The sequence below is a fragment of the Dactylosporangium sp. CA-139114 genome (assembly GCF_050955725.1).
Classification (GTDB): domain Bacteria; phylum Actinomycetota; class Actinomycetes; order Mycobacteriales; family Micromonosporaceae; genus Dactylosporangium.
Genome location: NZ_CP192080.1, coordinates 1,515,657 through 1,532,862 on the forward strand (window position 1 = coordinate 1,515,657; position 17,206 = coordinate 1,532,862).

Here is a 17,206-nt window from a genome sequence, read left to right on the forward strand (position 1 = left end):
CGGTACCGCTGAAAGAAGGGCGGCGTCCCGGCACCCCCGGGACGCCCCCGCGCGCAGGGAGACTCATGAAACGCATCGCGCTCCTGCTCGCGACGTTCCTGCTGGCGGGCTGCGCCGCCGCCCCGGCCCAGCCCGCCCCGGCAGGAACCGAGCAACGCGTCTTCAACGACACCGACGTCATGTTCAGCCAGATGATGGCGGCCCACCACAGCCAGGCCCTGGAGATGGTGCGCTTGGCCCGGACGAAGGCCGCACGCGAGGACGTACGCACCCTCGCGGCCGCGATCGACGCCACCGAGACCGACGAGCTCAAGACGATGCAGGTCTGGCTCGAGTCATGGGGCCAGCCGCCCAACGCCGACGCGTCCGCGCACGCCGGCCACGGCGGCGCGCACGGCGCCAACCCGGACGACATCAAGGCGCTGCGGGCCGCGACCGGAGCGGACTTCGAGACGAAGTTCCTGAACCTGCTGATCGCGCACCAGCACAACGCGATCGAGATCGCGCGCATGGAGACCGGCTCCGGAGTCAACCCCGGGGCGCTGGACCTGGCCAAGCGCATCGACGAGTCACGCACCGCCGAGATCCAGCAGATGCTCCGGTACCTCAACCAGCCCGCCTGACCCCGCATCCGCCCACCGGCGCCGCCCCGAGCCGCCGCGCGTTGCCCGGCGCCCACCGGGCAACGCGCGGCCACGGCACCCAATCCGTTCCCGGGCTGGCACCCAAGCCGTTCCCGTGCCGGCAGCCGATCCATTCGCGGGCTGGCAGTCGATCCGTCCGCGGGTCAACCGCCATGGACACGCCGCACCCGCACCGCTTGTGTCGCGCCCGCACACCGTCTGTGCCGCGCCGCGCCGCGCTCCCGCCTGTGTCGCGCTCGGGCGCACCGTCTGCCCAGCGCCCGCGCGCCGCCCCGCGCCGCCCCGCGCCCCCGCGCCGCCCCGCGCCCCCGCGCCCCGGCGCCGCCCCGCGCCCGCGCGCACCGTCTGTGCTGCGCCGCCCCGCGCCCGCGCGCACCGTCTGTGCTGCGCCGCCCCGCGCCCGCGCGCACCGTCTGTGCTGCGCCGCCCCGCGCCCGCGCGCCGCCCCGAGCCCGCGCACCGTCTGTGCCGCGCCGCGCCGCGCTCCCGCCCGTGTCGCGCCCGCGCGCACCGTCTGCCCGCGCCCGCGCGCACCGCAGCCCTACCGCGACCGTCGGCATGCCCGATACGCAGGCGAGGGACCGCGCGGAGGCGAGACGCCGCGGGCGGAGACCGTCAACCGGCCCGAGCCGAGCGCGGTGCAGGCGAGCGGCCCTATCGGAGCGTCGAAGCGGGCGCCGAGGACGCGCGCGGAGGCGGAAGTCACCCGAGGTCGTTACCGTGGCGGGCAGCACGGGGCTTCGTAGGGGCTGGAAGGCGGCAGAAATGAGCGAGCGGCTGCGGAACTGGGCCGGCAACATCGAGTTCAGCGCCGCGCGGGTGCACCGGCCCGCGAGCGTCGAGCAGGTGCAGGAGATCGTCGCCCGGGCGGAGCGGGTGCGGGTGCTCGGCACCGGCCACTCGTTCAACACGATCGCCGACACCGACGCCGACCTCCTCAGCGTGGGCGGGCTGCCCGCCGACATCCGCATCGACGCCGGCGCGGGAACGGTCAGCGTCGCGGGCGGGGTGCGCTACGGCGAGCTGGCGCGCCGCCTGGACGCCGACGGCTACGCGCTGCACAACCTCGGCTCGCTGCCGCACATCTCGGTCGCGGGCGCGGTCGCGACCGGCACGCACGGGTCCGGGGCCGGGCTCGGCAACCTGGCCACCGCGGTCGCCGGCGTCGACATCGTGACCGGCGGCGGCGAGCTGGTGTCGCTGCGGCGCGGGGACGCGGACTTCGACGGTGCCGTGGTCGCGCTCGGCGTGCTCGGCGCCGTCGTGCGGGTCACGCTCGACATCCAGCCGCGGTACCGCATCAGCCAGCACGTCTACGAACAGCTCCCGCGCGCCGAGCTCGACGCGCACTGGGACGAGATCGCGTCGGCGGCGTACAGCGTGAGTCTCTTCACCAGCTGGCGCGGCGACACCGTCGACCAGGTCTGGCTCAAGCGGCGCGACGAGGACGCGCCCGCGCCCGCGGAGCTGTTCGGCGCCGTCCCCGCCGCGGGCAAGCGGCACCCGATCGCCGTCATGTCGCCCGAGCACTGCACCGAGCAGGGCGGTGCGCCCGGGCCGTGGCACGAGCGGCTCCCGCACTTCAAGCTCGAGTTCACCCCGAGCAGCGGCGAGGAGCTGCAGACCGAGTACTTCGTGGCGCGCGCGGACGCGGTCGCGGCCTTCGCGGCCGTCGAGCGGGTCCGTGACCAGGTCGTGCCGGCGCTGCAGATCTCCGAGATCCGCACGGTCGCGGCGGACTCGATGTGGCTCAGCCCGCACTTCGAGCGCGACAGCGTGGCGCTGCACTTCACGTGGGTACCGAATCATGATCTTGTTCTTGGGGCGGTTGACGCGCTCGAAGCGGCACTCGCGCCGTTCGCCCCGCGCCCGCACTGGGGCAAGGTGTTCCGGCACGCGCCCGGGTATGCGCGCGGGCGCGACTTCGCCGCCCTCGCCGCGCGGCTGGACCCGGCGGGCACCTTCCGCAACGCGTTCGTGGAGCGTCACGTGCTCGGGGAGTAGATTTCAACCCGTGCGTATCGCTCGTTTCGCCCACAGCAGTGGCATGTCGTTCGGGGTCGTTGAAGGCGAGTCGTCGGCCGGCGCGTCCGGGCTGACCGTCGCCGAGATCGAGGGCCACCCCTTCGGGGAGCTCCGGTTCACCGGCCAGCGCTGGGCCGTCGCCGATGTGCGGCTGCTCTCGCCCATCCTGCCCAGCAAGGTGGTGTGCGTCGGGCGGAACTACGCCGACCACGCGGCCGAGCTCGGCAACGACGTCCCGAAGGAGCCCTTGCTCTTCCTCAAGCCCTCCACGTCCATCATCGGGCCCAACGACGCCATCCGGCTGCCCCCGCAGTCGCAGCAGGTCGAGCACGAGGCGGAGCTCGCCGTCGTCATCGGCGTGACCGGCGCGCGGCGGGTCGACCGCGCGGGCGCGGCCGCGGCGATCTTCGGCTACACCTGCGCCAACGACGTGACCGCGCGCGACCTGCAGCGCAAGGACGTTCAGTTCACCCGCGCGAAGGGCTTCGACTCGTTCTGTCCGATCGGCCCGTGGATCGTCACCGGCGTGGACGTCAGCGACGTCGAGGTCCGCTGCGAGGTCAACGAGGAGGTCCGCCAGCTCGGCCGGACCAAGGACATGGTGTTCGACGTGCCGACGATCGTGTCATATGTGTCACATGTGATGACGCTGCTGCCCGGCGACGTGATCCTCACCGGCACCCCGGCCGGCGTCTCCCCGATCGTCAACGGCGACGAGGTCGTGGTCTCGATCGAGGGGATCGGCGCGCTCAGCAACAAGGCTTTGACCTTGGATTAGGCGTGTTGGCGACAACCGATTTGGCGTGGAAGGGGCTCTCCGGTAAAGTTCTCTTCCGGCGCGGTAAGCGCCAATGGGGTATGGGGTAATTGGCAGCCCGACTGATTCTGGCTCAGTTAGTCTAGGTTCGAGTCCTGGTACCCCAGCGCCGCAGCAAGATCGCGGTACTGGTAGTGTTTCACCGCACGTCAGCACGTAAGGAAAGTACTGGGGCCCCGTCGTCTAGCGGCCCAGGACGCCGCCCTCTCAAGGCGGTAGCGCCGGTTCGAATCCGGTCGGGGCTACAGATGCGCACGATCCAGCCGCTTCGAGGAGTCAGACCTCGAAGCGGCTGTTGTGTTTTCAGGGACCGGCCCGGGGGCTCGGGGACGTGATCCCCAGGCCCCCGGTCTCGGTTCAGGCGGCGGACAGCCGGGCGTGGCGCAGGTTCAGGCCACGACCGGCCGGGCGTGGCGCAGGTTCAGGCGACGGACAGCCGGGCGTCGCGCAGGTCCAGGCCACGCCCAGCCGGGCCTCGCGCACGTTCTAGGCCACGACCAGCCGGGCCTGCAGCACGGTGTCCGCGCCCGCGCGCCCCGCCGTCACCCCCACCGCCCGGACCGGTTCGCCGACCGCCGACCCCGCCAGGTACACCGCCGCCACCGGGCTCGCGACCGCGCCCGCCATCGCGCGCCGGAACAGCGGATCGTCCGCCAGCCGCGACGTCCCACCCGCGTACGCGTCCGAGCGCAGCACCACGTGGTCCTCGTGCTGCTCACACTTCACCTTGGTGAACTTCGCGAGGTCCGCGAGCTCCTGCTGCGTCCGCGCGGCCGCCGCGGCGTCCGCCATGCGCAGATCGAGCAGCAACGGAGTCTCCGGCGACTCCTCGCCGGCCTTCCCGGCCACCGCAAACGACACCGTCCGCGCCGCGCCCAGCCCGGACGCGAGCGCCGCCGCGAGCTTGTCGGGCTGCGCCCCGACCCGCAGCCGCTCCACCACCTCATCGCCGGTGATGATCCGCAGGTCGCCCTCCGGCACGTCCGCGAACATCTCCGGGTGCTCCCGCATGTACCGCTTGATCGTCTCCGGGTCGGCCACGACGAAGCCCGGCGGCAGGTCGCCCGGGCCGCCGAGGTCCCCCCGGTCGCTCTCCCCGAGCGGGCCCGGCGGCAGCATCGCCGTGCCGAACAGGCTCATCGGGAGATACGCGGCGCCCGGACCCAGCACCTTCGTCAGGTCACCGAGCGGCCCCGCGATGACGCCCGCGGCCGAGGCATCGCCGGAGAGGCCGCCCAGAGCCTCCACGACGTCCGTTTTCCCGGCATTGGTACCGAGCGGCAGCCCGTTCACCCCGATGAGCCGCACGGTCGCCTCGAGGGCGTCGTCGGCCGCGCGGAGGCCGAAGACGGCGACCCCGTGCGGGTCGAGGGCCGGCACGTCGGCCGGTCGCGGCGAGGTGCTCGGACCCGCGAGAGGCCCCGCGCCGGGCCTCGCGACAGGCCCCGCGACCGGGTCCTCGACAAAGCCCACCCCGCCGATCAGGCTCGGCACGTACTCCTCGCCCAGTTCCGGGCTGAGCCGGTTCGCCTTCGCCAGGTCGGCCCAGCCGATCGCCGGCTGGTCGCCCGGGAGCGTCGCGATCGCGGCGCGGAACCCGGGGTCCTTCGCCAGCGGCGCCCGCTTCGCCTCCGCGGCCGCGGCCGTCGCCGTGCCCTGGGCGTCCAGGTCGCCGACGGCCAGCAGGACGTACCCGTCCTCGACCACGAAGCCCACGTGGTCCGTCCCGCGCCGGCGCTGCAGCGCGTCCAGCGACCCGCGCGCCTGCTGCTCGTCCCGCGCCGACGCCGCGACGAGGGTCACCGCCCGGTCCGGGTGCGCGGGCGCGGCCCACATCGCGACACCGATGCGATCGTCGAACCAGGGCGCCACATCCGCGTACGTCACCGGCGCCCGAAGGTCCTCGAACAGCTCGCGCTCCAGCCCGTCCAGGTCCGGGGGCGCGCCCTTGCTCTTGCGCAGCAGCTCCTCGAACTTGACCCGCTGGCCCAGCCCCGGCGTCAGGTTGACCCGCGCGAACGCCGCGACCGAGGCCGGGAGCCGCTCCTCCGGCAGCGCGCCGGTCGGCTTGTCCCAGCGCTGCAGCACCGCGTACGCCGCGCCCGCCGCCAGCACCGCGACGACCACGGCCGAGGCGCCGAGCAGGAGGGCGAGGCGCCGCCGCGGCCGCGCGGGCGCCTCCGCCCCGCCGGGGCCGGCCAGCATGCCGTCGGCGGACATCGCGCCGGTGAGCACGGCGTCGACGGGCGTGAAGCTCCCGGAGGCGGGGCGCTCGGCCTCGGCGGGCTGGGTGTCGGAGTGCTCGGCCGCCTCGCCGCCGGTGGGCGGCTCTTCGGTGGCGCTGGGCGGCTCCTGAGGAGTGCCGGGCGGCTCCTCAGGAGTGCCGGGCGGCTCTTCGGTGGTGCCGGGCGGCTCCTCAGGAGTGCCGGGCGGCTCTTCGGTGGTGCCCGGCTGGGACGGATCGTCCGTCGATGACATGGTTGTGCCTCCCCCGCTGGATGTGACCGAGATGCTAGCGGGGGAGTGCACGGTCATGAATCCGCCGAGTCGGCGGCGCGGGCGCGCGGGGCCGTGCTCCGGACCGGCGCGCGGACGCGATCTAGAGCTGCGTGGCGATGCCGAGGATCGCCGCGATGAACACGACGAGCGCGATGATCATCGACATGCAGCCGCCGCGGCTGCTGCCGCCACCCGACGGCGTGGGCGGGGTCTGCGGTTCCGTCGGCGTCGCGGGGGAGTCGGGCGCGTCCGGGCCGCTCGGGCCGTTGCCGGGCGGGTTGGACGGCGTCCCCGACGAGGGTGAGGCGTGCAGGCCGGCCGAGCCGTCCGGCTCCGGGCTGGCGGGTGTCGTCGATTCGGGCACTGGCGTTCCTTCCAGCTGATGCGCTCCGGGACCGCGCCCCGGATCCGCCGATGCAGTACGCGCCCGCGCGCCGGTACACCCGGGAACTCCGCACGGCACGTCCCGCCGATCGTAGGCGCGTCCGCGCGCCGCGCAACCCGCTCGTCCGCAACCCGCTCGTCCGCAACCCGCTCGTCCGCAACCCGCGCCCCGCGCGCCCGCAACCCGCCGGCCGCGCCCCCAACCCGCGCGCTTCGCAATCCGCGCGCTTCGCAACCCGCTCGCCGCGCCCCGCAACCCGCGCCCCTCGCGCTCCGCAACCCGCTCGCCGCGTCCCGCAAGCCGCGCCCCGCAACCGACACCGCCAGGATCGGCGGGTCGAGGACCGCCGCTGCCCGCGCCCCGCGCGCTCCGCAATCCGCCCGCCGCGCCCCGCAAGCCGCGCACCCGCGCGCTGCGCACCCCGCAACAAGCGCGCCCGCAACCCGCTCGCGCCCGGCCACGCGAAACCGCCCGGACGCGGAGGTCCGGGCCGGTCGACGTCGAGGGGGAGGGCTTGGCCGAAGGGGGCTTGGTCGAAGGTGAGGGGTCTACAGGCCGGACAGGCGCTGCCCGGCGCGCACCACGGCCATCGCGTGCCGGTCACCGGGCCGCCGGCCCAGGCGCTCGATCGGCCCGGACACGCTGATCGCCGCGATGACCCGCCCGGTGCGGTCCCGGATCGGCGCGGACACGCTCGCCACGCCCGGCTCGCGCTCGGCCACGCTCTGCGCCCAGCCCCGCCGCCGCACCTCCGCGAGGGTTCGCCCGGTGAACTTGCACCGGGGCAGCAGCGGCATCACGGCCTCGGGCGGCTCCCACGCGAGGAGGACCTGCGCGGCCGAGCCGGCGGTCATGGGCAGCACGGCGCCGATCGGCACGGTGTCGCGCAGACCGCTGGCCCGCTCGGCCGCAGCCACGCACAGCCGCTCGTCGGCGCGGCGCAGGTACAACTGCGCGCTCTCTCCGGTCGCGTCGCGCAGGGCGGTCAGCATCGGCTCGGCGGCGGTCAGCAGGACGTCCGGCGCGGCGTTGGCGAGCTCACCCAGCCGCGGGCCCGGCCGCCAGCGCCCCTGCGCGTCACGAACCAGTAAGCGGTGGATTTCCAGCGCCTGCGCCAGGCGGTGCGCGGTGGCGCGCGGAAGCTTGGTCCGTTCGACCAATTCCGCCAGGCTGGCGCCGTCGACGCAGGCGGCAAGGATGACCACCGCCTTGTCGAGCACGCCGACACCGCTCATACTGTGTCCCACAGACCGAAACATACCTCCCAAATTTTAGGATGTCCAGATGGTGGGAGAAGCACGACAGCAGCCGCGAACGCTGGCGGAGAAGGTGTGGGACGCGCACGTGGTGCGGTCCGCCGCCGGTGAGCCCGACCTGCTCTACATCGACCTGCACCTGGTGCACGAGGTCACCAGCCCGCAGGCCTTCGACGGCCTGCGCATGACCGGACGGCCGGTGCGCCGGCCCGACCTGACGATCGCGACCGAGGACCACAACACGCCGACCGACAACCTGCTGACCATCAGCGACCCGGTCTCGCGCACGCAGATCGAGACGCTGCGGCGCAACACCGAGGAGTTCGGCATCCGCGTGCACTCGCTGGGCGACGCCCAGCAGGGCGTGGTCCACGTCATGGGACCGCAGCTGGGACTCTCCCAGCCGGGCATGACCATCGTGTGCGGCGACTCGCACACCTCAACGCACGGCGCGTTCGGCGCCCTCGCGTTCGGCATCGGCACCTCCGAGGTCGAGCACGTCCTGGCGACCCAGACGCTGTCCCAGGCGCGCCCGCGCACCATGGCGGTCAACGTCGTCGGCGAGCTCGGCCCCGGCGTGACCGCGAAGGACCTGGTGCTGGCGCTCATCAGCCAGGTCGGCACGGGCGGCGGGCGCGGGCACGTGGTGGAGTACCGCGGCCCCGCGATCGAGAAGCTGTCCATGGAGGGTCGGATGACCATCTCCAACATGTCCATCGAGTGGGGCGCCAAGGCCGGCATGATCGCGCCGGACGAGACGACCTTCGCCTACATCGAGGGCCGCGAGTACGCGCCGAAGGGCGAGGCCTGGGATCGCGCCAAGGAGTACTGGTCGAGCCTGCGCACCGACGACGGCGCCAAGTTCGACACCGAGGTGACGCTGGACATCTCCCAGCTGACCCCGTTCGTCACCTGGGGCACCAACCCCGGCCAGGGCGCGCCGCTGGGCAGCTTCGTGCCCCGCCCGGAGGACTTCACCGAGAGCGCGGAGCGGGCCGCGGCGGAGAAGGCGCTGGAGTACATGGCGCTGACCCCCGGCACGGCGCTGCGCGACGTCGCGATCGACGTGGTCTTCCTGGGCTCCTGCACCAACGGCCGGCTCGAGGACCTGCGCGCCGCGGCCGACGTGCTGCGCGGGCGCCGCGTCGCCGAGAGCGTCCGCATGCTCGTCGTGCCCGGCTCCGCGTCCGTGCGCGCGGCCGCGGAGGAGGAGGGCCTCGACAAGGTCTTCACCGAGGCCGGTGCCGAGTGGCGCTTCGCGGGCTGCTCCATGTGCCTCGGTATGAATCCCGACACACTGAAGCCCGGCGAGCGCTCCGCCTCGACCTCCAACCGCAACTTCGAGGGCCGCCAGGGCCGCGGTGGCCGAACCCACCTGGTTTCGCCTCCGGTTGCCGCCGCGACCGCCGTCGCCGGTCATCTCGCCGCCCCTGCCGACCTGAACTAAAAGGGACACGGACACTCATGGAGAAGTTCACCGTCCACACCGGCACGGCCGTTCCGCTGCGCCGGTCCAACGTGGACACCGACCAGATCATCCCCGCCGTCTACCTCAAGCGCGTCACCCGCACCGGGTTCGCCGACGGACTGTTCAACGCCTGGCGCTCGGACCCCGAATTCGTGCTCAACAATCCCGCGTACGAGGGCGCCTCGATCCTCGTCACCGGGCCCGAGTTCGGCACCGGATCATCGCGTGAGCACGCCGTTTGGGCTTTGCAGGACTACGGTTTCCGGGCCGTCGTGGCGCCGCGTTTCGGCGACATCTTCCGGGGCAACGCGCTCAAGGGCGGCCTCCTGCCGGTCGAGATCGGCAGCGAGCACATCGAGACCCTGTGGGCTGCGATCGAGGCCGACCCCAAGCTTGAGGTAACGGTCGACCTCGAGAGTCGCCAGTTGCGCGCGGGCGCCCACGAATGGGACTTCCCGCTGGACGATTTCAGTCGTTGGCGGCTGCTGGAAGGCCTCGACGACATCGGCCTCACCCTTCGCCACGAAGGCGCTATCACCGAGTTCGAACAAGGCCGTCCGGAGTGGACACCCGTCGTTCACTAGCCCTCGCAGGGCGTCTCGATGAGCCTCCGGCCGAATCCGTTACTCCACAACGATTTCTTTTCCGTCATATGTTTGTATCCTGTGTGCGTTGGGATACCTTGCCCACAGGGACTTCAATTCTGGTACGGGAGGAAACGTGAACAAGGCCGAGCTCATCGAGGCGCTCAGCGCTCGCCTGGGCGACAAGAAGTCGGCGAACGCGGCGCTGGACGCGGTGCTGGCCGAGATCCAGGCCGCCGTGACCAAGGGCGACAAGGTTGCCATCACCGGTTTCGGTGTCTTCGAGAAGCGCATTCGCGGTGCGAGAACCGCCCGCAACCCGCGCACCGGTGAAGCGGTGAAGGTGAAGAAGACGTCGGTTCCCGCCTTCCGCGCGGGCGCCAGCTTCCGCGAGATGGTCGCCAGCGGCAAGGTGCCGAAGGCCGCCGCCGCCGCGAAGAAGGCCGTCGCGACGAAGACCACCGCCGCGAAGGCGACGACCGCCAAGGCCACGACGGCGAAGGCCACCACCGCGAAGGCGACGACGGCGAAGGCCGCTCCGGCCAAGACCGCCGCCACCAAGACCGCGCCGGCGAAGGCCGCCACGAAGGCCGCCCCGGCGAAGAAGGCCGCCGCCAAGACGACCCGCGCCGCCGCTTCCACGACGGCTCGCAAGACGACGACGGCCACGGCCGCCGCCAAGACCACCACCGCCGCCAAGAAGGCGCCGGCCAAGAAGGCCGCCGCCAAGTAGGTAAAGCAACAACAAAGGGCGGTCCCGCGATTGCGGGGCCGCCCTTTCGCCGTGCCGGGCGCTATCGCAGCGTCAGCGGCGCGAGGCGATCCCGCCCGACCAGGCGGCCGCCCGCGAAACACAGCACCCAGCCGGAGCCCTTGCGGGTGTGGAAGTTGACGTCGGCCCGTTTCGTGAGCGCGGTGAGCAGTGGCGGCATGAGTTTTCCCTGGCTGCAGACCACGGTGGTACCGCCCTGCAGCGCCAGAGCCGACAGCGCCTCCACGGCCGGTTCCACCCCGGCCAGCTCGTCGAAGGCCGGGTCGACCGCGATCGGCAGCCCCAGTGGCTCCACCGTCTGCCGGCAGCGCAGGGGGGTGGCCGACACCACCCGGTCGGGCCGGAACAGCTTCAGCAGGCCGCTCAGGCCCTGCGCATCATGTTCCCCGGCGGCCTCCAGGGGCCGCTCGGCGTCCGGACCCGTCCACTCCTTGCGCTTGCCGGCCTTGGCGTGGCGTACCAGCGCGACCACCCCGGTCACCGGCGGCACGTCGAGAAAGGCGCGCACGACCCCACGGTCGTGCGCGTAGCTCAGCAGCGTGTGCGCGCCGGTCGCGGGCACCCACCGGGCCTCCTCGATCTCGTCGTCGGCCGCCCGCGGCGCCCAGGAGATCGCGCGCATCGACCAGAAGTCCACGCTCTTCTCGACACCCGGCTCCCCGGTCAGGTACCGCACCGACGGCAGCCGCACCTGCGGCACCGCCTCGACCGACGTCTCCTCGAAGACCTCCCGCACCGCGGCGGTCAGCTCGTGCTCGCCCGGATCGAGCTTGCCCTTCGGCAGGGACCAGTCGTTGTACCGCGGCCGGTGCACCAGCACGATCTCCGCGACCCCATCGGCGGACCGCCGCCACACCACGCCGCCCGCCGCGCGGACCACCGAGTTCACTTCAGCCATGCGATGTTCCTATCCTCCAGGACCGTCTCCCACACTGCCGGGAAGTCCGCGCGGGCCCGTGTCACCGCGGCGCGCTCGCGCTCGAAGAGCCGCCCGGCCGTCACCGCGAGGTCGTGGTCGCCCGGCTCGGCCGCGGCCGCCGCCAGCCACGCGTCCGCGGCGATCGCCGCGTCCTGGTGCTCGCCGAGCACCCCCTGCGCCCGCGCCACCGCCTTGGCCAGCAGCTGCGCCTCCGGGCCGACGACCGCGGCGACCGCGGCCGCGGCGTAGCGAGCGCGCTTGGCCCGCTTGCGCACCTCGTGCCAGTCGTCGTCGGGCAGGTCCGGGGTCAGCTCGCCCGCGCCGACCACGCCGCCACCGCCCTCGACCAGGCGCTGCCACGGCTTGCGCACGATGCCCGGCAGGACGTCCTCGGCCCGCTCCCAGGCCGGCGGGGCGAGGCGGGGCGCCTCCACCGCGCCGACGAGGGCGTTGAGCAGCTTCACGTACCGCCGCGAGCGCAGCGCCCCGTCCAGCTCCCGCAGCGCCGCGCCCTGCCGGGCGGCCAGCGCCGCGTCGATCCGCGCCACCGCGCGCGGGTCGGCCGGCACGAGCGGGTCGGCGGCGGCCGTGCGGTGCAGCCGCTCCCGCAGCACCTCCACGTCGCGGGCGCCCCCGAGCGCGCCGGCCAGCCACGCCAGCTCGCCGCGCAACTTGGCCGTCCAGAGCGGGTCGAGCAGCGCCTGGAACGTCTGCAGGTCGCTGCGCAGGCGCCGGGTGCCGACCCGCATCTGGTGCACCGGGGTGTCGCCGTTGGGCATCGTCTCGCGCAGCCGCGCGAACGGATCGTGCTTGAAGATCCGCGCCACGTCGCGGCGGATCGCCCCGGTGACCACGTCACCCGCGTACGCGGTGCGCCGCCGCGCGGGCGCGGCCAGCACCGGCGCGTCCAGCGGCGCGGCCGCCTCCATCGCGCGCACGTGCTTGGCCACGAACGCGCCGGCCCGCGCGCCCGCGGCCAGCAGCAGCTCCTCGATCTCGTCCAGCAGCCGCCGGTCGCCGCCGGCGCGCTCCACCTCGATCTCGCGGAAGCGCAGCACCACCTCGCGGCCGTCGAGCACGCTCACCGCGTCGTCGGCGACCTCCGCCAGCAGCCGCCCGCCGGCGTCGGTGATCTCGTAGACGGTGCGCGCCGTGCGCAGGACCGCCGCCGGGCCGAGCGGGCGCCCGCGCCGGTAGGCGGTGACGAGGTCGAGCAGCTGCGGCGGGATCACGCCCGAGCCCTGCGACGGCCTCGAGTACTCATGGCGGATCCCCGCCCGCGAGGACGGCAGCTTCACCGTCCACACCTTCGCGGACGCGTCGCCCTTGCGGTACCGCAGCGAAACCCCGTGGCGCGCGAGCAGCCGCTCGGGGGTGTCGTAGTAGGTCGCGCGCAGCGTCACCGGCTCCCGCGCACTGACCCGGCCGGCGGCGCCGAGGTCAGGCATCGTGAACCCGTCGTCGGCGAGGTACTTGCGCTCTTCCTCCAGCATCCAGTCACCCTCAAGAGGTCAGACGGGCTCATCCACCCGGTCGACGATGCGGCGCGGCAGCGTCTCCTGTCGACTCCTGCCCGGCCGCCGGGCTCACTCCACCCGGTCGACGATGCGGCGCAGCAGCGCCTCCTGCGGATTCTTGCCCGGCCGCCGGTGCCACTCGCCGTTGCCCGAGAGCTCGAAGGCGCCGGTGTCGTCGCTCATCATCAGGCTCAGCACCCGGTGCAGCTCGTCCATCGCGGCCGGGTCGGTCACCTGGACCAACGCCTCCACGCGGCGGTCCAGGTTGCGGTGCATCAGGTCGGCCGAGCCGATCCAGTACTCCGCGCGGGCGCCGTGGCCGAACCGGAACACCCGCGAGTGCTCGAGGAACCGGCCCAGGACCGAGCGGACCCGGATGTTCTCCGACAGGTCCGGCACGCCCGGGCGCAGCGCGCAGATGCCGCGCACGATCAGGTCCACACGCGTCCCCGCGCGGCTCGCCCGGTACAGCGCGTCGATGACCTCCTCGTCGACCAGCGAGTTCACCTTGATCTGGACGAGCCCGTCGGCGCCGTACGCGACCTCGCGCTCGATCCGCTGGATGATGCCCCGGCGCACGCCGTGCGGGGCGACCAGCAGGCGGCGGTACGACGTCTGGCGGCTGTAACCGGTGAGCACGTTGAACAGGTCGGTCAGGTCGGCGCCCACCTCGGGGTCGGCCGTCAGCAGCCCGTAGTCCTCGTAGAGCCGCGCCGTCTTCGGGTGGTAGTTGCCGGTGCCGATGTGGCAGTAGCGGCGGATGTGGTTGCCCTCCTGGCGCACCACGAGGGCCGTCTTCGTGTGCGTCTTGAGGCCCACGAGGCCGTACACCACGTGGCAGCCGGCCCGCTCCAGCGTCCGCGCCCAGCCGATGTTCGCCTTCTCGTCGAAGCGCGCCTTGACCTCGACCAGCACCACGACCTGCTTGCCGGCCTCGGCCGCGTCGACGAGCGCGTCGACGATGGGGGAGTCGCCGCTGGTGCGGTACAGCGTCAGCTTGATCGCCAGCACGTTCGGGTCGGCCGCGGCCTGCTCGATGAAGCGCTGCACGCTCGTGGAGAACGAGTGGTACGGGTGATGCACCAGGATGTCGTGGTCGCGCAGCCGCGCGAAGACGCTGCGCGGCGTCTCGCCCTCGGCGAAGTGGGGGTGCGTCGCCGGTACGAACGGCGGGTCCTTGAGATCCGGGCGATCGACGCCGTTGTAGACCTCCCACAGCGCGGTCAGGTCCAGCCACCCGGGCACGCGCAGCACGTCGTGGGAGTCCATGTCGAGCTCGCGGACGAGCAGCTCGAGGACGTGGTCGGAGATGGACGCCGCGACCTCCAGCCGCACCGGCGGCCCGAAGCGCCTCCGCGCGAGCTCGCGCTCCAGCGCCTGCAGCAGATCCTCGTCGCGGTCCTCGTCGAGCTCGACCTCGGCGTTGCGTGTGACGCGGAACAGGTGGTGCTCGACCACCTGCATGCCCGAGAACAGCTGGCCGAGGTGCGCCGCGATGAGCTCCTCGACCGGCAGGAACCGCATCACCCGCGCCCCGTCGCGCGCGGCGTGCAGGGCGAAGAACCGCGGCACGTTGTTGGGCACCTTGATCCGCGCGAACAGCTCGGGGCCGCCGTCCTTCTCGCGCACCACGACGGCGAGGTTCAGCGACAGACCGGAGATGTACGGGAACGGGTGCGCGGGGTCGACCGCCAGCGGCGTGAGCACCGGGAAGATCTGCTCGCGGAACGAGGCGCGCATCCGCTCGCGCTCGGCCGGGTCCAGCTCCGTCCAGCGCACGATGTGGATGTTCTCGGCCGCCATCGCGGGCGCGATCTCCTCGGCGAAGACCCGCGACTGGCGCGCCATCAGCCCCGTGGTGCGCTCGGCGATCTGCTCGAGCTGCTCCGTCGGCGGCAGGAAGCCCGGGGGCCGGCGCACCGGCAGGCCGGTCTGCAGCCGCCGCTTCAGCCCGGCGACGCGCACCATGTAGAACTCGTCGAGGTTGCTGGCGAAGATGGCCAGGAACTTGGCCCGCTCCAGCAGCGGCGTCGCGGGGTCCTCGGCGAGGGTCAGCACCCGGGCGTTGAAGTCCAGCCACGACAGCTCACGGTTGAGATACCGGTCCTCCGGCAGCGGCTTTTCTTCCTCCGGTACCTGCACAGCGCTCCCTTCGGACCCGAACCACGCCGTGACGGCATCCCGGTCGCGCGCGGTCGCGTCCCCCTCGATCGCGTCCGCGCCCGTCTCGTTCGCCCGCTGACCGTCCTGAGCCGCCGCACCGTCCTGAGCCGCCGCAGGCTCACCCGCGCCTGCCCCGGGCCGGCTCGTGCCCTGTGCGGCGCTCCCTACCGGCTTCGCGGTGGCCGCTGGCGGTCCGTCGCTCGCCGGCATGGCAGCGGTGCCGTCCGCGGTGCTCTCGGCGGCGGTGCTCTCGGCGGCGGTGGTCGCCGGCTTGGTGGAGGCGGCTGCGTTCGTGGCGGCGGCTGCCGGCTTGATCGCGGCCGAGGTGGTCGGCGGCTTGACCGGGGCCGCTCCGTTGGCCACGACAGGCGCTTGCTTCGTGGTCGCGCTCGTGACCTTGGCGGTGGCCGCAGGCCGGGCCGGAGTCGTTGCCTTCGCGGCCGCCGCAGGCCGGGCGGCCGGGCGCGCGGTGGCGGCCGGCTTCGTCGCGCTCGTGCCCAGCTCGACCACAGCAGATTCGGTCGCCGCGGCGGCCTCGGCGGGGGCTGCGGCCGGGGTGGGAGCCGCGGGCTTGGTGGGGGCTGCGGCCCGGGTGGGAGCCGCGGGTTCGGTGGGAGCGGGTTCGGCCCGGGCGGCCTCGGCCGGCTTGGTCACCGGCGCCTTCGTCGGGGACTTCTGAGTCGGCACCCGCTCGGACGCCTTCGCCGACTCCGTCGTGGCCTCGTTCACCGTGACCTCGCTCACCGTGGCTTCGTCGGCCGGCGCCGGGCGCGCGGCCTTGGTGGCCCGACGAGCCCGGGCCGGAGCCCCGTCCCCAGCGGGCCTCGTCGTCTTGGGCGGCGCACTCTCCGGTTCGGGCCGCAGGGCGGCGCTGCGCGGGCGGCTTCGACCGGTTGGGCTCTCGTCCACCGGATCATCATGGCCCGTTTGTGCCGGTCTGAACATGAACTTCCCGCTGCCTGGCCTCGACGGGACGTTGACCGCGAGATGTTCGTGATCGTGCCCACATCGTCGCGCCCGCCGGCCCGGCGAGACTTCGCGCTGCCCGACCCCTACGGAAGCGTGGGCAGCGTGACCTTCGTGATCGTGCCCACATCGTCGTGGTCGAGCCGCACCCGCTGGCCCAGCCGCAGATGACGCAGCCCGGACGCGTCGAACGCCGCGGCCGGGAAGCGCACCTCGACCCCGTCGTCGAGCAGCACCGTCCCGGTGCGACTCGCGTCATCGAACGTCGCGACCGTGCCCTGCATACCGATCACGCTACCGTGCAGAGAACTTGTCCGGTATGTGTGCCGAGCCCCAGTCGCGCCGCGGCATCGAGATCGGCCGCGGTGTCGACGTCGCGGCGCAGGCTCGGCCAGGCTCCATCGAGCCGTACCGCGCCCGAGCGCAGGTGCGCCGCCGCGGACCCGGGCCCGAAGTGCGGCGCGAGCGCCTCCCCGGCCGGCGCCGCGAGCAGCACCGTCCCGGTGCCCTCCAGGTCCGGCACGAACGCCCGCCGCCCGGCCCGCGCGGCCGCGACCAGCGCCGACTCGAGATCCTCGGGCCGCATCGCGGGCAGATCGGCGGTCAGCGCGACCACGCCCAGCCTCCGCCCCACGTCCCCGGCCTCATCCGAGCCGCTGCCCGGGCGACCGTCCGGGCCCCTGCCCGAGCGGCCGTCCGAGCTGGTGTCCGAGCGACCGTCCAAGCCGGCATCTATGCGCCCCGCCGCATCGGTGCCGGGCTCCCGCGCCTCCGGGAACCGGTCCCCGCGAGCGCCCGGCTCCGGCCGGCCGACCTGCGCGTCCGCGCCGACGCCAACCGGATCGGTCGGCCAGGAGGCCTGGGCCCCGTAGGCGAGCGCCGCGTTCAGGCCCGCCGCGGGCGCGTCGGGCAGGCAGAATGCTCCGAGGTCGGTCAGCTCCGCGCACACCGCCGGGTCGTCGCAGATGACCACGACGCGGGCGACGACGCGGCAGGCGAGCGCGGCGGCTACCGTGTCGCGTGCCATGGCGAGGACGAGATCGGGGTGGACGGCCTCGGGCACGGCGCCCCGCAGGCGCGTCTTGGCCGCTCGCAGCGGCTTGACCGGGACCACCGCGACCCACGCGGCCACCCGCTCGGGCGCCGTCGCATGGGTCGTCGGCTGGCCGTGGCAATGCATGAGCCATCCTG

Annotated in this window: 15 protein-coding genes and 2 tRNA genes; 9 read left to right on the top strand and 8 right to left on the bottom strand. The window is 73.6% G+C overall.

Translation table 11 applies throughout. From position 1 onward, the window contains the following. The first annotated feature begins 65 nt into the window (after nucleotides 1–65). The 5 genes from ACQP2P_RS06765 to ACQP2P_RS06785 all read left to right on the top strand — a co-directional run bounded on the left by ACQP2P_RS06765 (nucleotide 66) and on the right by ACQP2P_RS06785 (nucleotide 3,731). Nucleotides 66–623, top strand: coding sequence for a DUF305 domain-containing protein (locus tag ACQP2P_RS06765; RefSeq protein WP_433614067.1), 558 nt, complete (start codon nucleotides 66–68; stop codon nucleotides 621–623). Between the two features lie 786 nt (nucleotides 624–1,409). After that, nucleotides 1,410–2,648 carry an FAD-binding protein gene (locus ACQP2P_RS06770; protein ID WP_433614068.1) on the top strand — a complete coding sequence of 413 codons (1,239 nt, stop codon included), beginning with the start codon at nucleotides 1,410–1,412 and terminating at the stop codon, nucleotides 2,646–2,648. A gap of 10 nt (nucleotides 2,649–2,658) precedes the next feature. Further along, nucleotides 2,659–3,447: a fumarylacetoacetate hydrolase family protein gene (locus tag ACQP2P_RS06775; RefSeq protein ID WP_433614069.1), complete on the top strand. Its 789-nt coding sequence runs from the start codon at nucleotides 2,659–2,661 to the stop codon at nucleotides 3,445–3,447. Nucleotides 3,448–3,521: 74 nt separating this feature from the next. Then, nucleotides 3,522–3,593, top strand: a tRNA-Gln gene (locus ACQP2P_RS06780). A 65-nt stretch (nucleotides 3,594–3,658) separates the two neighbouring features. Continuing rightward, nucleotides 3,659–3,731, top strand: a tRNA-Glu gene (locus ACQP2P_RS06785). 241 nt (nucleotides 3,732–3,972) lie between these two features. Here ACQP2P_RS06785 and ACQP2P_RS06790 read toward each other — a convergent pair. The 3 genes from ACQP2P_RS06790 to ACQP2P_RS06800 all read right to left on the bottom strand — a co-directional run bounded on the left by ACQP2P_RS06790 (nucleotide 3,973) and on the right by ACQP2P_RS06800 (nucleotide 7,605). Next, entirely contained in the window at nucleotides 3,973–5,964 is a 1,992-nt protein-coding gene (locus ACQP2P_RS06790) for a hypothetical protein (RefSeq protein WP_433614070.1), read from the bottom strand. Nucleotides 5,965–6,085: 121 nt separating this feature from the next. Further along, on the bottom strand, nucleotides 6,086–6,349 hold the full coding sequence (locus ACQP2P_RS06795) for a hypothetical protein (protein WP_433614071.1): 264 nt from the start codon (nucleotides 6,347–6,349) through the stop codon (nucleotides 6,086–6,088). Nucleotides 6,350–6,918: 569 nt separating this feature from the next. Next, the gene (locus ACQP2P_RS06800; RefSeq protein ID WP_223101757.1) at nucleotides 6,919–7,605 is read right to left on the bottom strand and encodes an IclR family transcriptional regulator; all 687 of its coding nucleotides are present in this window, start codon (nucleotides 7,603–7,605) and stop codon (nucleotides 6,919–6,921) included. A 49-nt stretch (nucleotides 7,606–7,654) separates the two neighbouring features. Here ACQP2P_RS06800 and leuC point away from each other — a divergent pair, with 49 nt between their 5' ends. The 3 genes from leuC to ACQP2P_RS06815 all read left to right on the top strand — a co-directional run bounded on the left by leuC (nucleotide 7,655) and on the right by ACQP2P_RS06815 (nucleotide 10,411). After that, on the top strand, nucleotides 7,655–9,073 hold the full coding sequence (leuC, locus tag ACQP2P_RS06805; protein ID WP_433614072.1) for a 3-isopropylmalate dehydratase large subunit: 1,419 nt from the start codon (nucleotides 7,655–7,657) through the stop codon (nucleotides 9,071–9,073). Between the two features lie 17 nt (nucleotides 9,074–9,090). Then, nucleotides 9,091–9,678 (top strand): 3-isopropylmalate dehydratase small subunit, encoded by a 588-nt coding sequence (leuD, locus tag ACQP2P_RS06810; RefSeq protein ID WP_433084232.1) that lies wholly within the window; start codon nucleotides 9,091–9,093, stop codon nucleotides 9,676–9,678. A gap of 136 nt (nucleotides 9,679–9,814) precedes the next feature. After that, a complete protein-coding gene (locus tag ACQP2P_RS06815; protein WP_433614073.1) occupies nucleotides 9,815–10,411 on the top strand; it encodes an HU family DNA-binding protein in 597 nt (198 codons plus the stop codon). A gap of 61 nt (nucleotides 10,412–10,472) precedes the next feature. On the opposite strand, the gene ACQP2P_RS06820 is transcribed toward ACQP2P_RS06815, so the two are convergent. The 3 genes from ACQP2P_RS06820 to ACQP2P_RS06830 form a co-directional block, all read right to left on the bottom strand. Continuing rightward, a complete protein-coding gene (locus ACQP2P_RS06820) occupies nucleotides 10,473–11,348 on the bottom strand; it encodes an NUDIX hydrolase (RefSeq protein WP_433614074.1) in 876 nt (291 codons plus the stop codon). Continuing rightward, on the bottom strand, nucleotides 11,336–12,862 hold the full coding sequence (locus tag ACQP2P_RS06825) for a CHAD domain-containing protein (protein ID WP_433614075.1): 1,527 nt from the start codon (nucleotides 12,860–12,862) through the stop codon (nucleotides 11,336–11,338). The genes ACQP2P_RS06820 and ACQP2P_RS06825 overlap by 13 nt, the downstream gene beginning before the upstream one ends. A 93-nt stretch (nucleotides 12,863–12,955) precedes the next feature. After that, on the bottom strand, nucleotides 12,956–15,259 hold the full coding sequence (locus tag ACQP2P_RS06830; protein WP_433619016.1) for an RNA degradosome polyphosphate kinase: 2,304 nt from the start codon (nucleotides 15,257–15,259) through the stop codon (nucleotides 12,956–12,958). Here ACQP2P_RS06830 and ACQP2P_RS06835 point away from each other — a divergent pair. Next, the gene (locus tag ACQP2P_RS06835; protein ID WP_433619599.1) at nucleotides 15,258–15,728 is read left to right on the top strand and encodes a hypothetical protein; all 471 of its coding nucleotides are present in this window, start codon (nucleotides 15,258–15,260) and stop codon (nucleotides 15,726–15,728) included. The two genes, ACQP2P_RS06830 and ACQP2P_RS06835, sit on opposite strands and share 2 nt — an antisense overlap. 373 nt (nucleotides 15,729–16,101) lie before the next feature. Here ACQP2P_RS06835 and ACQP2P_RS06840 read toward each other — a convergent pair whose 3' ends face one another. Both ACQP2P_RS06840 and ACQP2P_RS06845 read right to left on the bottom strand, forming a co-directional pair. Further along, nucleotides 16,102–16,299 carry a cold-shock protein gene (locus ACQP2P_RS06840; RefSeq protein WP_433614076.1) on the bottom strand — a complete coding sequence of 66 codons (198 nt, stop codon included), beginning with the start codon at nucleotides 16,297–16,299 and terminating at the stop codon, nucleotides 16,102–16,104. 5 nt (nucleotides 16,300–16,304) lie between these two features. Further along, the gene (locus tag ACQP2P_RS06845) at nucleotides 16,305–17,195 is read right to left on the bottom strand and encodes a hypothetical protein (RefSeq protein WP_433614077.1); all 891 of its coding nucleotides are present in this window, start codon (nucleotides 17,193–17,195) and stop codon (nucleotides 16,305–16,307) included. Between the last annotated feature and the right edge of the window lie 11 nt (nucleotides 17,196–17,206).